The sequence below is a fragment of the Candidatus Planktophila limnetica genome (assembly GCF_002288365.1).
Lineage (GTDB): Bacteria > Actinomycetota > Actinomycetes > Nanopelagicales > Nanopelagicaceae > Planktophila > Planktophila limnetica.
The window spans coordinates 1,271,661-1,286,738 of the sequence record NZ_CP016782.1 but is presented as its reverse complement, the minus strand read 5'-3'; the positions used below and the strand labels follow the sequence as shown (position 1 = coordinate 1,286,738).

Annotated in this window: 14 protein-coding genes; 13 read left to right on the top strand and 1 reads right to left on the bottom strand. The window is 42.9% G+C overall.

All coding sequences use genetic code 11. From position 1 onward, the window contains the following. The first annotated feature begins 31 nt into the window (after positions 1-31). From topA to PHILAsVB114_RS06690, 7 genes are all read left to right on the top strand, one after another. A complete protein-coding gene (topA, locus tag PHILAsVB114_RS06720) occupies positions 32-2,758 on the top strand; it encodes a type I DNA topoisomerase (RefSeq protein ID WP_095698590.1) in 2,727 nt (908 codons plus the stop codon). 37 nt (positions 2,759-2,795) lie between these two features. Next, entirely contained in the window at positions 2,796-3,044 is a 249-nt protein-coding gene (locus PHILAsVB114_RS06715) for a type II toxin-antitoxin system Phd/YefM family antitoxin (RefSeq protein WP_095698589.1), read from the top strand. Then, positions 3,041-3,241, top strand: coding sequence for a type II toxin-antitoxin system RelE family toxin (locus tag PHILAsVB114_RS06710; RefSeq protein WP_204246795.1), 201 nt, complete (start codon positions 3,041-3,043; stop codon positions 3,239-3,241). The genes PHILAsVB114_RS06715 and PHILAsVB114_RS06710 overlap by 4 nt, the downstream gene beginning before the upstream one ends. Before the next feature lie 113 nt (positions 3,242-3,354). Beyond that, on the top strand, positions 3,355-5,418 hold the full coding sequence (tmk, locus tag PHILAsVB114_RS06705; protein ID WP_095698588.1) for a dTMP kinase: 2,064 nt from the start codon (positions 3,355-3,357) through the stop codon (positions 5,416-5,418). Further along, complete coding sequence (locus tag PHILAsVB114_RS06700) at positions 5,415-6,563, top strand: DNA polymerase III subunit delta' (RefSeq protein WP_095698587.1); 1,149 nt, start codon at positions 5,415-5,417, stop codon at positions 6,561-6,563. The genes tmk and PHILAsVB114_RS06700 overlap by 4 nt, the downstream gene beginning before the upstream one ends. Then, on the top strand, positions 6,548-8,032 hold the full coding sequence (locus PHILAsVB114_RS06695; protein ID WP_095698586.1) for an alpha/beta hydrolase: 1,485 nt from the start codon (positions 6,548-6,550) through the stop codon (positions 8,030-8,032). The genes PHILAsVB114_RS06700 and PHILAsVB114_RS06695 overlap by 16 nt, the downstream gene beginning before the upstream one ends. Before the next feature lie 61 nt (positions 8,033-8,093). After that, complete coding sequence (locus PHILAsVB114_RS06690) at positions 8,094-8,741, top strand: VOC family protein (protein ID WP_095698585.1); 648 nt, start codon at positions 8,094-8,096, stop codon at positions 8,739-8,741. Between the two features lie 22 nt (positions 8,742-8,763). Here PHILAsVB114_RS06690 and PHILAsVB114_RS06685 read toward each other — a convergent pair whose 3' ends face one another. Further along, positions 8,764-9,750, bottom strand: coding sequence for a class I SAM-dependent methyltransferase (locus PHILAsVB114_RS06685; RefSeq protein WP_204246794.1), 987 nt, complete (start codon positions 9,748-9,750; stop codon positions 8,764-8,766). Positions 9,751-9,852: 102 nt separating this feature from the next. Here PHILAsVB114_RS06685 and rfbF point away from each other — a divergent pair, with 102 nt between their 5' ends. From rfbF to PHILAsVB114_RS06655, 6 genes are read left to right on the top strand one after another with little or no spacing between them, the layout of a single operon-like run. Continuing rightward, positions 9,853-10,629 carry a glucose-1-phosphate cytidylyltransferase gene (gene rfbF / locus PHILAsVB114_RS06680; protein ID WP_095698584.1) on the top strand — a complete coding sequence of 259 codons (777 nt, stop codon included), beginning with the start codon at positions 9,853-9,855 and terminating at the stop codon, positions 10,627-10,629. Then, the gene (locus tag PHILAsVB114_RS06675; RefSeq protein WP_204246793.1) at positions 10,629-11,621 is read left to right on the top strand and encodes a GDP-mannose 4,6-dehydratase; all 993 of its coding nucleotides are present in this window, start codon (positions 10,629-10,631) and stop codon (positions 11,619-11,621) included. Before rfbF ends, PHILAsVB114_RS06675 begins: the two co-directional genes overlap by 1 nt. After that, the gene (locus tag PHILAsVB114_RS06670; protein WP_162287119.1) at positions 11,614-12,840 is read left to right on the top strand and encodes a class I SAM-dependent methyltransferase; all 1,227 of its coding nucleotides are present in this window, start codon (positions 11,614-11,616) and stop codon (positions 12,838-12,840) included. The genes PHILAsVB114_RS06675 and PHILAsVB114_RS06670 overlap by 8 nt, the downstream gene beginning before the upstream one ends. Beyond that, complete coding sequence (locus tag PHILAsVB114_RS06665) at positions 12,804-13,364, top strand: dTDP-4-dehydrorhamnose 3,5-epimerase family protein (RefSeq protein ID WP_095698581.1); 561 nt, start codon at positions 12,804-12,806, stop codon at positions 13,362-13,364. Before PHILAsVB114_RS06670 ends, PHILAsVB114_RS06665 begins: the two co-directional genes overlap by 37 nt. Beyond that, positions 13,346-14,131, top strand: a complete 786-nt coding sequence (locus tag PHILAsVB114_RS06660) for an NAD-dependent epimerase/dehydratase family protein (protein WP_157906166.1) — start codon at positions 13,346-13,348, stop codon at positions 14,129-14,131. Before PHILAsVB114_RS06665 ends, PHILAsVB114_RS06660 begins: the two co-directional genes overlap by 19 nt. Beyond that, positions 14,124-15,077, top strand: a complete 954-nt coding sequence (locus PHILAsVB114_RS06655) for a hypothetical protein (RefSeq protein ID WP_095698579.1) — start codon at positions 14,124-14,126, stop codon at positions 15,075-15,077. The genes PHILAsVB114_RS06660 and PHILAsVB114_RS06655 overlap by 8 nt, the downstream gene beginning before the upstream one ends. Position 15,078: the final 1 nt, after the last annotated feature.

Sequence of the window (15,078 nt, the reverse complement as noted above, 5' to 3'; positions counted from 1 at the left end):
AACCGTCCACTTCCCCCGTTGTTAGGACTTCATGGCTAAAGAACTGAAAAAGCTGGTGATTGTTGAATCACCAGCTAAAGCACGCAAAATTGGCGGCTACCTCGGCGATGAATACATCGTCGAGGCTAGCGTCGGCCATATTCGTGACTTACCTCAGAGAGCCGCTGATATTCCTAAGGAATACAAAAAGATTGCGTGGGCAAAAGAGGGCGTAGATATCGAAAATGATTTCGCGCCGCTCTATGTCATTAACCCAGATAAAAAAGCGAAGGTTGCCGAACTCAAAGAGTTAATGAAAGGCGCCGACGAGTTATTACTGGCAACGGATGAAGACCGCGAGGGCGAAGCAATCGCCTGGCATTTAGTTGAAGTCTTACAACCAAAGATTCCCATTAAGCGAATGGTCTTTAATGAAATTACAAAAGAGGCGATTCAAGCTGCTGTAGAGAACACGCGAGACCTGGATTATCACCTGATCGATGCTCAAGAAACACGTCGTGTGCTCGATCGTTTATATGGATACAGACTCTCACCTGTTTTGTGGAAAAAAGTTATGCCACGTATTTCTGCAGGGCGCGTGCAATCAGTTGCTACTCGTCTGATTGTTGAAAAAGAACGTGAACGCATGGCTTTTATTTCATCTGCTTGGTGGGACCTAAACGCACAAACAGATCTTGGTTTCACCGCGCGCTTGCTCACTGTCGATGGCAAGAAAGTTGCTGCAACTGCTGACTTTGGCGCAGATGGCGCAGTGAAAGAAAAATCACTTGCAAATATTTTACTGCTGGACGAAACGGCAGCACGTTCACTTGTTGAGTCCCTTAAAGGAACACCGCTGACTGTTAAGTCAATGGAAGAATCCCCGCGTACGGAAAAACCAAAGGCGCCATTTACAACTTCTACTCTGCAGCAAGATGCCGGATCACGTCTTGGATGGGGCGCACAAATCACAATGCGTGTGGCGCAGCGTCTGTATGAAAATGGTTACATCACATACATGCGTACAGATTCAATTAACTTATCCCAGCAAGCAATCAGCGCAGCTCGTGCTTCTGCAAAAGCTTTATACGGCGCAGACCATGTTGCTGATTCACCACGTGTGTATCAAGGAAAATCAAAGAATGCACAAGAAGCACACGAAGCGATTAGGCCTGCAGGAGATTCCTTTAAGACACCTGGCGAGCTAGCACCAGAGCTATCGCGCGATGAATTCGCGTTATATGACCTTATTTGGAAGCGCACTGTGGCTTCGCAAATGGCTGATGCTAAGAAAATGCAGATGCGCGTTGATTTTGATGCAACGACAAATGATAAGAAAGAAACTATTTTCCGCGCTAACGGATCGGTAATTACTTTCCCAGGATTTCTAGCCGCCTATGACGACATTGTTGAAGAAAAAACAGATGAAGAGTCAGAAGATAAGCGCTTGCCTGCAATGACAGTCGGACAAGCGGTAAAGGTCAACGAATACAACTGCGAAGGCCATGAGACAAAGCCACCAGCTCGTTACACAGAGCCAACACTTGTGAAAAAGTTGGAAGAACTTGGCATCGGTCGTCCTTCAACGTTTGCATCAATTATTCAAACAATTCAAGATCGCGGTTATGTTTATAAGCGCGGTCGCGCTCTTGTGCCAACCTTCTTAGCCTTCTCTGTCACAGGATTACTAGAGACTCACTTCACTAAGTTAGTTGATTACGAATTCACAGCGAGCATGGAAGAAGATCTGGACAAGATTGCAGCAGGTGAAGCTGGTCGTGTTGATTGGCTACGAGATTTTTTCTATGGTCACGATGGCCAGCCAGGACTTAACGAATTATCAGCAGATTTGGGTGCAATTGATGCGCGCGAAGTAAACACAATGCGCTTAGCCCCAGATATCGAAATTCGTGTTGGTCGCTATGGCGCCTATTTACAACAAGGCGAAGGTGAAACACGCAAGCTTGCAAACATTCCAGAGACAATGGCGCCAGATGAATTAACACTGGAAGCTGCAATTGAAATTCTTGCAAAACCATCAGGTGAACGCGACCTCGGTGTGGACCCTGTTACTAACTTGCCGATCATTGCTAAGTCCGGTCGCTTTGGTCCATACATCACAGAAGTTTTCCCAGTAGAAGTTGCTCCAGAGGGTGCTAAGAAAAAGCGCAAAAAAGCAGATGCGCCAAAGCCAAAGACCGCATCCCTTCTTTCAACAATGACGCTAGATACTGTTACATATGAAGATGCAATCAGATTGCTCTCATTGCCACGTGTGCTGGGCACTAATAGCGCCGGTGATGACATCACTGTGCAAAACGGACGCTACGGCCCTTATTTAAAGGCTGGCGCTGATTCGCGCACACTCACATCAGAAGATCAGCTGTTCTCCATTTCATTGGATGAAGCCCTAGAGATTTACTCAAAGCCAAAAGAGCGTCGCCGTGGTGTTGCTAAGCCACCACTAAAAGAACTTGGGAAAGATCCTGCAACAGAGAAAGAAGTTATTCTCAAAGATGGTCGCTTCGGTATGTATGTAACAGACGGTGAAACAAATGCAACGCTGCGTCGCGGTGACACTCTAGAAGCCCTCACACTTGATCGCGCACTCGAATTACTTGCTGGTCGCCGTGCGTGGGAAGCAGAGAACGGTCCATCGCCAAAGAAGTCACGTAAGAAGGCTGCAGCAAAGAGCCCAAAGGCTAAAGCGCCATCTCTGACCAAGAACACAGTCAAAGCAACTGGTAAGAAGAAAGCCGCTAAAAAGAAAGATTCTTGATTTGTACAAATAGGCATAAGTATTGTACAATCTGAATATGGAAAAACTTTCAGTCACAGAGGCCCGCGAGAACTTCAGCGAAGCAGTTGAAGATGCGCAAAAGAAGCCTGTTCAAATACTTAAGCATGGCAAGCCAGTAGCGGTTTTAATTAACCCTTCGCTCTTTGAAAAGTTTCTGGATTCAATGGAAGAACTAGAAGATATCGCTGACTTTGATAAAGCGATTGCAAGTAAATCAAAGATGATTCCTTGGGCTCAAGTGAAGGCCGACTTAGGTATTGCGTGATTCGCTATACAGTTCACATTTCTTCTTCTGCAGTCAAAGCTCTAAACAAGATTCCCAAGAAAGATCAATTAAGAATCGCAGGCGTTTTTGTGCTGCTTGCAGAGAACCCACTTCCGCCAAAAGCTACAAAACTCAGCGGCCGTGAGGGCTATCGTGTTCGAAGCGGGGATTACAGAGTGATTTACACCTTTGAGTAAAATCGGCTTGAAGTATTAGTAATTAAAATTGGGCACCGCCGTGATATCTACAGAGCAAAAGGCATTAAATAGGCTCAATTAGCCCTGTCTGAGCCTTAGATAGGATTGTCCCCATGTCCTCACTTCCAAGACCTGCTGCCCCGGCGCAGGATGAAACGCGTGGAGTCTTAGCGATTCCCGCATTTCGCAAACTTTGGAACGCCATGGTGTTTTCTTCCCTTGGTGATTGGCTTGGATTACTTGCAACGACTGCACTCGCTCAACAACTCTCTGGTGATAGCTATGCAAAAGCAAACTTTGCAATAGCAGGTGTTTTTATTGCGCGTTTATTACCGTCAGTATTCTTAGGACCACTTGCAGGAGTTATTGCAGATCGCTTTGATCGTCGCAAACTTATGGTTGTCTGCGACATCTTGCGCACAGCGCTCTATATATCTATTCCAATCGTTCACAATTACTTTTGGCTCTACACAGCAACCATCTTGGTCGAGTGCATCACGCTCTTTTGGTCACCTGCCAAAGATGCATCGGTTCCCAATCTTGTGCCACGCAATAAATTAGAAAGTGCTAATCAAGTTTCATTATTAGCCGCCTATGGCACCGCCCCTGTTGCTGCGATTATCTTTTCTATCCTCGCACTCTTTAGCAGCGCTATCGGTGCGTTCTTGCCAACTTTTGCTGGCAACGCAGTTGATATTGCGCTCTATATAAACGCTGCATCTTTTGCATTTGCTGCATACACAATTTGGGGATTACACGAGATTCCACAAGCAAGTGAAGATAAGAAGGGCACAGAAGCAGGAGTTGCTAAATCACTCTTGCAAGGATGGAAAGCAGTCTCTGGTTCAAAGATCATTCGTGGACTTATTGTTGGCATGGTTGGTGCATTCGCAGCAGCGGGGGCCGTCATTGGTCTTGCACGCACCTTTGTGGGCGATCTAGGTGGCGGTGAAGCTGCATACGGAGTTCTCTTTGGCGCAGTCTTTACGGGCCTTGCACTCGGTATAGCAGCAGGTCCAAAAGTCTTTGCACAATTCTCTCGTCGTCGACTATTTGGAGCATCGCTAACAACTGCTGGCTTATTCCTTGTCTTACTTGCACTGATTCCAAACCTTGTTCTTTCAGTTATTACAGTTATTTTCCTCGGTGCATTCTCAGGTCTTTGTTGGGTCACAGGCTTCACCATGCTTGGCATGGAAGTACATGATGATGTGCGGGGTCGCACATTTGCATTCGTGCAATCACTTATTCGGGTCACACTCGTTGCAGTTCTTGCTATTTCGCCACTTATTGCAGCAGCCTTTGGCCAGCACACTTATAAGTTTCGTAACTCAGAGTTAACTTATAACGGCGCACAGATAACATTTTTACTAGCAGGCATCGTGGCCGCAATCATCGGCTCTATTTCATATAACCATATGAAAGATCGCCCCAATGTTTCTTTGTGGTCAGATATAACAAATGCGCTTAAAGGAGAACTCGGTTCAATTACAGGTGCTCCTGTTCAAGGTGTATTCATTGCTTTCGAAGGTGGAGAAGGCACAGGGAAATCTACGCAATCAAAATTACTTAAGAAGTGGCTAGAAAAAGAAGGCGAAGAAGTTGTTCTTTCACGCGAACCAGGCGGCACAGATTTAGGACAAGGCTTACGCAAGATTTTGCTAGGACACGAAACAGGTGCAATCTCACCACGGGCTGAAGCGTTGCTTTACGCTGCCGATCGCGCGCACCATGTTTTCTCACTTATTCGTCCAGCACTTGATCGCGGCGACGTTGTTATCACTGATCGTTACTTTGATTCATCCATTGCATATCAAGGGGCTGGTCGCGTGCTGCAACCAAATGAAGTGGCGCGTATTTCACGTTGGGCCACAGAATCACTCTTTCCCACACTGACAATCATTATTGATATGCCAGCAGATGTTGGTCTTGGCAGACTAAAAAGCCGCGACCGCCTGGAGGCAGAACCACTTGCTTTTCATGAGCGTGTGCGAAACGAGTTCTTACAAATCGCTGCGATGGACCCAGAGCGCTACTTAATTGTTGATGGTCTGCAAGATATCGATGACATCCATGAACAGATTATTTCTCGAGTTGGTGAATTACCAGCGCTTAAGCGCAACTCTGAAAAGCAGAAAAAGACAAAGACGAAGCGTCGCGCATCGAGAAAGCTATGAGCGTCTTTGACACACTCGTTGGACAAGAGCACATGATTGCCAAGTTACAAGGCGCAGTGCTCTCTGCAAAAAATGGTGAAGAGACACAAGAGATGACACATGCGTGGGTCTTTACAGGCCCACCTGGCAGCGGTCGCTCCAGTGCTGCTGTGGCCTTTGCACAAGCTCTCATCTGTCCTGATCTTGGTTGTGGCACATGCAACGCGTGTTTATCGGCGGCCAATGGCGGACATCCAGATGTTGAAATCATTCGCACAGAAGGACTGTCTATCAAGATAGATGAAGTAAGAGAATTACTAACACGCGTTGCATGGGCGCCTTCTATGGGTGGATGGCGCGTGGTTGTTATGGAAGATGCTGATCGGTTAACCGAATCAGCAGCTAATGCGCTTTTAAAAGCAATTGAAGAACCTGGCAATCGCACAGTCTGGTTGCTCTGTGCTCCCACACTTCATGATGTTTTGCCCACTATTCGCTCACGCTGTCGTCACATGCAGTTGGTTACGCCAAGCACAAAAGATGTTGCTGCTGTTTTGCAATCGCGCGATGGCATATCACCTCAAATGGCTGACTTTGCAGCGCGTGTGAGCCAAGGACACATCGGTCGCGCAAAATACATTGCCACAAACGAACATGTGCGCAGCAACCGTAAAGAGATTTTAAAATCTGTCACACAACTCAATAACGTATCTGATGCATTTAAGGCCGCACAGCGCCTTGTTGATATTGCAACAGAGGATGCAAAGGCTGCTGCAGAAATACGCGATGAGAAAGAACAGGACGAACTTGCACAGGCATACGGCAAAGGCGCCACAGGACGCGGAATGGCAAGTGGTGGATCAAAGGCGCTAAAGGAGTTGGAGAAAGAACAAAAGACTCGCACAACCCGCATGGTCAGAGATTCACTCGATGCGGCCCTGCTTGATATTGCTACGTTATATCGCGACATCATGATGGTTCAGTCAGGACACATTGATGCGCTGATTAATCTAGAAATGGCGCAAGAGATAAACGCAATTGCAAGTGTTGTTCCTACACACAAGACGATTCAGCGTTTGGATGCGGTTATGAAGGCTCGCAAGGCTCTGGGATTTAATGCAGCACCGCTGCTGACAATAGAAGCGTTAATGTGCGAACTCGTTTAATCACCGCGCTCGCTATTGCTGCGCTGATGCTCAGTGGCTGTGTTCAACAAGTGAAGCCGGTAAAGCTAGAGACGCTGCAGGATTTTCAAGAGCAACGGATTAAGTGGCGCACCTGCTATGACACGATGCTGTGCACAGATGTGTTGGTGCCGATTGACTATGAAAACATAAAACTTGGAACGTTTAAGATTTCAGTTCTTAAGCACGAAGCAAGCAATAAAGAAGATCGCATTGGGTCAATGTTTGTTAACCCAGGGGGACCTGGTGCTTCCGGTGTGGAATACGCCTATAGCGCTGAATACATAGTTAGCCCGCAGCTGCTGGCACTCTTTGACATCGTGGGCTCTGATCCACGCGGGGTTGGGCGTAGTGCACCTATTCGCTGCTTAACAGATGATGAAACAGATGCTAATTACGCATCGGATTCAAAGCCAGATAATCCAGCAGAGTTTGAATCATTAGTTAAAGATGCACAGGATTATGTTGCTAAGTGTGAGAAAAATACAAAGAACTTAACCGCATACAGCACAGAAAACGCAGCACGGGATATGGATGTAATTCGTGCAGTGCTGGGCGATGACAAACTAAATTATCTCGGCAAGTCTTACGGCACATACCTGGGCACTATTTATGCGCAACTCTTTCCAGACAAAGTTGGCAGACTCGTTCTAGATGGTGCGATAGATCCAGATGCAACGCCAGTACAACAATCGCTCACACAAGCAGTTGGTTTTGACAATGCACTGGATGCGTTTATTCAGGATTGCTTGCAACTAGATACCTGTCCACTACCAAAAGATGCGACAAAGCAATACTTCACGGATTTGTTTGATTCGGTTGCAAAGAAACCACTGACCACTCGTTCAAAGCGCATTGCGACAGAATCACTTGTTGTGCTTGGTACGGCGTCGGCGCTCTATGACAACGAATCTGGTTGGCCAATGCTGCGCATTGCACTCAAGCAAGCACAGACAGGCAACGGATTTATGTTCCTTACTCTTGCCGATGCATACACAGGCCGACAACTCAATGGAACCTATCCGAGTAATGAAGGTGATTCGGGATTTGTTATTGATTGTTTGGATTGGAACGATGCGAGAACGAATGAACAGATTGCGCAGGATGCGCAGATGTTTAAAGAACAAGCTCCTGTATTTGGTCCGTATCTGGCGTACTCAGGGATTTCTTGCAAGTACTTCAAGGGCATTAAGCAACCGATAAAGATTAAGCAGGTAAAGACAACTCCAATCATTGTTATCGGCACACTCCGTGATCCTGCTACGCCATATTCATGGGCGGTTGCACTGCACAAGCTGATTACAAATTCACGACTTATTACTCTGGACGGCGATGGCCACACCGGTCACGGCCGAGGATCAGCTTGCGTTGACAAGTCAGTCGATACTTATTTCATCACCGGCAATATCCCTGCCACGGACCTGAAATGTGACCTCAGTACCGCTCTGTAACTCTTGTTTCACGCACGCTAAATGGTAAAAAGCACCCCTTTTCATAGGGTTAGATTTACCCATGCGCTTAGACCATGTCTCATATGTCACTTCCCATGATCAACTAGCCGACACCGTTCAACGCCTTGGCGCTCGCCTTGGCAGCACATTTGTTGATGGCGGTATTCATCCACGTTTTGGCACACGTAACTTCACGCTTCCATTACAAAATGGTCACTATCTAGAAGTTGTTTGCCCACTTGATCATCCTTCATCTGATTCAACTCCTTTTGGTAAAGCAGTTTCACAGCGCGCTGCAGAAGGTGGCGGTTGGCTTACATGGGTAGTTGCAGTTGATGATGTTTCAAAGATTGAAAAGCGCCTAGGCCGCGCAGCCGTAGATGGTCACCGTACAAAGCCAGATGGAAAAGATTTAGCGTGGAAGCAAATTGGCGTTCTTGGAACTTTAGAAGACAAGCAACTCCCATTCTTTATTGAATGGCTTTCACTTGATCACCCATCAACAGATGGAAAAGCAATTGCAAAGATTGTTAAAGTTGAAATTGCTGGCGATGAATCTCGAATTGAGGAATGGCTTGGTTCAGAGCTTCATGCGGCTATTGGATCAGACGTTGAAGTTGAATGGGTTTCTGCTTCGGCGAATGACGGGGATTCTGGAATTGTTGCCGTGCACGTTATGACGCCAAGTGGTGTTGTGCGGTTGGACTAAGAAAGTTTTCAATAATTAAGAATCACTTTTTCTGAGAAAATTTAGACATTAAATATCTAATTTGGCGTAACTTCTTAGTATAACGCCAAGAGGCCGATGATTTTATTACCCGTAATTCATCCTCTATGTTTTCAATTTTTGTAGTCAATTCAGCAGTATTCTGGGCAAATTTTAAAATGAGTTCATCATCTACAAATAAATTAAAAAGTGAGTTTGTATATTGCGTGGGGGTTGCACTGGTTGAATGATTGAATGAAATTACAGAATCATCTATAGAGGCATCTTTGCCGAAAATCCTGCGAACGCCGAGAGGGTTCTCGGCAGGAGATGATTTTGTAATGACGCAAATAGAATCTTGAAAATACACACTCCCGATACTTAACAATAAATCAGGTTCAAGATCTAAGTTGTAAAGATTAATAAATGATTGCAATATTTCGCTAGGCGACATATCTGTCCCCCAATGACTAAAATTAACAACATCAACTAATTTTTTTAGGAATTCAATAGATGAGAAATTATAATTCAGGGCTCCTTGATGGGATTCCCAGTAACTTGCATGGAGATCCTCAATTATATAAGTTCCTCCGGATTTTAATTTCGGAAAATATAATGCAAAGGTACGAATAATATCGGAACTTACGTGAGATCCATCATCAATAATAATATCAAAAAAAGTGCTTCCTTCCGAAATCATATTCACCATTTCACGCGTATTTGCATCTCCAACAAATACTTTAATTCTTTCATCTTTAAACTTCAATAATTTGCACTTAGGATTAATATCTATTCCAAATATTTTTCTCGCAACTGGGAAATAAGAACTCCAAATTTCCAAAGATCCACCATTTTGAATACCTATTTCTAAAATGGATTCTACAGAACCATAAATCTCTTGAAATAGTTCATCATAAATATCAATATAAGATTCCCATTTATCAGAAACTTTTCCTATGTGTTCGTCACATAGATTTTGTAAACGATTAGGAGTTTGAGGGGTTGACTTCATTTTGCGCTACGCAACTCGGACACGAAACGAAATAGCTGGAATCACCCTACATATTTTACTATCTGACATGGTTGTGGCAAGTGACAAGGGTAGGATTAAAGTATGAAAGTTGTGCTACTTGCCGGGGGACTCGGCACAAGACTGAGGGAAGAAACCGAATTTCGCCCTAAACCGATGGTTCCAATCGGTTCGCAACCGATCCTATGGCACATTATGAAAACGTTTGCACATTATAAACATCAAGATTTTATCGTCTGTACTGGCTACAAGGCTGAAGTAATTCGAGAGTATTTTCGAAATTTTGAAACGATGAATTTAGATTTTACGATTGAGATTAATGGAAACGGAAGTAGTAGCACGAAATTACTTGGAAAATTGCCAGAATTTGGTTGGACAGTTACAGTATCCGACACTGGCCCGCTTACACCAACAGGTGGACGACTTCATCAGATAAAAAAGTATGTCGGAAATGAAACATTTATGTGTACCTATGGTGATGGTGTGGCCGACATAGACATCGACGAATTGTTAAGATTTCATAAGTCACACGGACGAATTGCAACTTTGAGCGCTGTTCAGCCGGCTTCAAGATTCGGGGTGCTGGACATAGATAATGGTGGCAAAGTAAATCAATTTCAGGAAAAACCAAAGGGAGAAAATTGGGTTAACGCAGGTTACTTTGTTTTCGAGCCAGAGATCTTTAATTATTTAAATTTCAATTCGGTTCTAGAAAATGAGCCACTTTCACAAATTGCCGCAGAAGGTCAATTGATGGCATTTAAACATAAGGGTTTTTGGCAACCAATGGATACCTATCGCGAAACAACAATGCTTACAGAAATGTGGGAGCAGGGCACGGCTCCTTGGAAAGTTTGGTAATGAGTAGTTTTTGGAAAAAAAAGCGCGTACTTGTCACTGGAGCTACAGGGCTTGTCGGCTCGCATTTGATTGAAAAATTACTCACCCTTGACGCAGATGTATTTGCCTTCGTACTCGAGACACCAAAAACATCGTTGTTTGCACAGAAAAATTTTGCAGATCATGTTTCTGTCATAAATGGAAATCTCGCCGTCAAGGATTTGATATTCCAAGCCGTAATCGAAGCAAACCCTCAAATAATTATCCACCTCGGAGCTCAAACTATTGTCGGAAGAGCGTTTGAAGACCCGCTAGAAACTTTTGAGTCAAATATCCAAGGAACTTACTTTTTATTGGAAGCTGCTCGCCTCCACGCGAAAAATCTAATAGCGATTGTTGTTGCATCAAGTGATAAAGCATACGGAACAGCCAAAACACTTCCGTATACGGAAGAGTTTCCACTGCATGGTGATGGGCCATACGATGTCTCAAAATCATGCACCGACTTGTTATCACAATCATATGGCACTACCTACCAAATGCCGGTTTCTATTGCGAGATGCGGCAATATTTATGGCGCAGGGGATATTAATTGGAGTCGCATAGTTCCTGGAACTTTTAAATCAATTTTTATGAATGAACAACCAATTTTACGAAGTGATGGAACTTTTCTCAGAGACTATATCTACGTTGAAGACGTAGTAGATGCGTATTTATTGCTCGTTGAGAAATCGAAAGACATAAAACCAGGAACTGCCTATAATTTTTCAAACGATATGGCTTATACGGTGAATCAAATTTATCGAGAAATTTGCCAAGCAGCTGTAGGCCACTACATAGAGCCTCTTTATTTGAATTCCGCTCGGAATGAGATTCACGATCAGCATCTTTCTTCTGAGAATGCATTTAAGGATTTTGGTTGGAAATCGACAAGCACTCTGGAATCTGGATTAAAGCAAACTTCTCTTTGGTATCAGGCAATCATTAATGAAATTCAGATTATCAATGACTAATCGTGGACAGAATTTTTGCAGAAGCTGTAGTTCTCCTTTAGGAGATGTGGTTCTCTCTTTAGGCGTTCAACCACTATCTAATGCGCTACCTCCTCAAAGCTTTCAAGGAGATGACGCTAAATTTCCCTTGGATTTTCGAGTTTGTCCAATTTGCTCGCTTGGTCAAATTGGAGAATATGTAAGTCCGAGTGAGATTTTTTCTGAATATACGTATTTTTCTTCAACAAGTTCTACTTGGTTAAAACATGCAAAAACCTTTGCACAAGCCGCCTTTAAGAAACTACAACTTAACCAGAATGATTTAGTCGTCGAAATAGCAAGTAATGACGGTTACTTGCTGCAGTATTTTCAGGAACTTAACTGCAGCGTGTTAGGTATTGAGCCAGCCAGCAATGTCGCTGATTTTGCGAACAATCGAGGTATTACAACGCGCGCAGAATTTTTTGGCACCGAATGTGCAAAAAACCTCATTGCTAAGGGCGAAATCCCCAAGCTTGTGATCGGAAACAATGTTCTAGCTCATGTGCCAGACATAAACGATTTCATGAATGGATTAACTCTTTTAGCACAGCAGGGTGCAGTTATTTCTATCGAGGCACCTTCCATGCTTACAATGTTGCGCGATAATTTGTTTGACACTATTTATCATGAACACTTTTCATATCTTTCTGCCACCGCCCTTAGTTTTTTGGCAAAACAACACAATCTTAATCTTTTCGATGTTGAAACTTTAGATACACATGGAGGTTCCTACAGATATTGGCTAAGTTCAAGTAGCACCTTTGCCAAACCTGCTGTAGAGGAATTCAAATCTCAAGAATTTGAATTCGGAATTGGTGAAGAATTAGTGCATAAAGAATTTGCCTCAAGATCAACATCTGCGATAGAAAATTTCTCAGATTGGGTTAAAGATCAAAAAATTCCTTTAGTCGGTTACGGCGCTGCTGCCAAAGCGACGGTATTGCTGAACGCTGCTGAAGTAGAGAGTCGAAATTTTCTTTCCGTAATTGACAATTCACTTTCGAAGCAAGGGCGATACATTCCAGGCTGCAGAATTCCAATCACTAGCCCAAAAGAGGTTTTAAGCGACACCCAAGGCAATGTTGTCATTTTTCCTTGGAACATCTCAATGGAAATAGCCTTCAGCATTAGGAATGATTTCCCAAAGTTTATAGGAGAATTATGGGTAGCACTACCAGAGTTGAGAAGGCTCCAATGATCCTGTCATCAATACAAGACGTAAGTTTTTTTATGCATAAGAAAAAATTAGATGACCGGGGATATTTTCAAAGAATATCTGATCAAAATGAAATTGAAAAAATCTGTTCTGCAAACTTTATTCAATCATCTGTATCCTTTAATTCAAGTAAAGGAACTATTCGTGGACTTCATTTTCAGGCAGCTCCGTCAAAAGAGTGGAAATATGTGACATGCTTGAGGGGTGCAATCTTTGATTGCGTCGTCGATTTACGCAAAAATAGTGAAACTTATGGACAACACATAGAATTCGAATTAACGGAAGATAATGGCTTGAGCGTATTAATTCCACCTGGAGTGGCTCACGGATTTCAAACACTAGAAAATGAAACTTTGATAAGTTATCAAATGACAGATGTTTTTAATGAATCCCTAGCTAGAACCTTAAACTGGAAAGATTTTTCACTTGACATTAAATGGCCACTTGACGTTACGCAAATATCCAAATCCGATACCGAAGGTTTACCATGGCCAGTCATATATTAATGGTGGGCCATACGGGCTTTATTGGTCAGGCAATCTTGTCAATGCCAACAAACATTCAATTTAAGCTCACTAAGAATCGTATAAATTTAGAAGTAACAGAATCAAGTGATTTGATGATCAAAGAAGCGATTACCAGTAATTGCGGGGGGATATTGGACTTAGCCTGGCAATCCAATAAACATGATGATTATGACAATCTAAAAACTCATTCAAAATGGCAAATAGAAACAGAATATCTTGCTAGGGCAGCGGCAAAAGCAGGCTTAAAAGTTTACTTAGTCGGAACAGGAGAAGACGATCATCCACCAGCGTCCAATAAATATGCCACGGCTAAATTTCAATTGAAAGAATCGCTGCGCGATCTAATCAGAGCAGGGCAGGTAATCTGGTTACGTCCATTTTATATAGTTAGCATAATCCAACAAAGGCCAAGAATAATACGAGGCATTTTAGAATCAGAAACTTCAAACTTTACTATTGAATCACCTCAATCAACGAATGATTTTATTTTAGTAGAAGACGTTGCATTAGGGATAATAAAATGTTTAGAAAATGAAACATCAGGTGAAATTGATATTGGATCAGGAGCGCTTACATCCAATATTCAAATTGCTAGAATCGTTTGTGATTTAAGGAATCTACCCATACCGAAAACGGGATTCAAACCCATGAGGCAGGGCAACATAGCGAATATTGAAAACTTAAAAAAACTCAAATGGGCACCAACTTATACAAAAAAATTCTTAACCGGAGCGCAACATGAGTAAACCTTTTTCCATAATATCTTATGCCATAAGAGAAGCCGACGGGATAGACAAATTAATCGACTTCCTTGACTCACTTGTCAAGTTCGAGGTGTCGACAAGAACTGATGTAGTGATTGCCTTAAAAGAATCTTCTGAAAAGTTTCATAAAGAGGTACAGCAACTTGTGCATCAAACACAAATACCCCAGATCAAAATCATTTTTGTACCATCTGGCGGTTACGATATAGGGACTCACCACTTCATTGCAATTAATAGTAATTGCGAAGTACTAATACTAATGACTGCATCAAGTAAACCAAACATAAAAAATTGGGATGCACTCTTGTTGAAGAAATTTGAGGAATCACAAGTTGGGATTGTGGGATCTATGTATTCTAAAGAAAGCATCAAAACTTCCTATTTTGAAGCTTTAGACTTGATTCTAAAATCCAAACTTCACATCGAGCTTAAAGAAAAAGATAAAATCACAGCAGAAATCAGAGGAATAAAACTTAAAATTCGTAAAATTTCAATCTCAGAAAAAATCTTAAGTAAAAACTTATTGACTATTGCTCGTAATTTGGTAATTTATGCAAAACGAGATACGGAACCATTCAATTATGTAAATTTCTTTCCTGAATTCCCTAATCCCCATCTTAGAACTACAGGGATTGCGATTAGAAGGAAACTTCTAATCGCAATAATAGACGACATTCCTACAGTGAAATCCGACGCATTTAGATACGAATCAGGCTATCAAAGCATTACACGACGAGCACTTTCACTTGGTTGGAGAGTTCTAGTTCTGAGCGCCGATCAAAACTACTTTGATTTCGGCGATAAAGATATAAAATCAACTTTTCGTGTTCCAAGAGTTGATTCAATCGTTACAGATCACGAATCAAGAAGTTTTCACAAACTAAATCTCCGAATGCAAAAAGTGCTATCAAAAATTACTCATGGTTAAC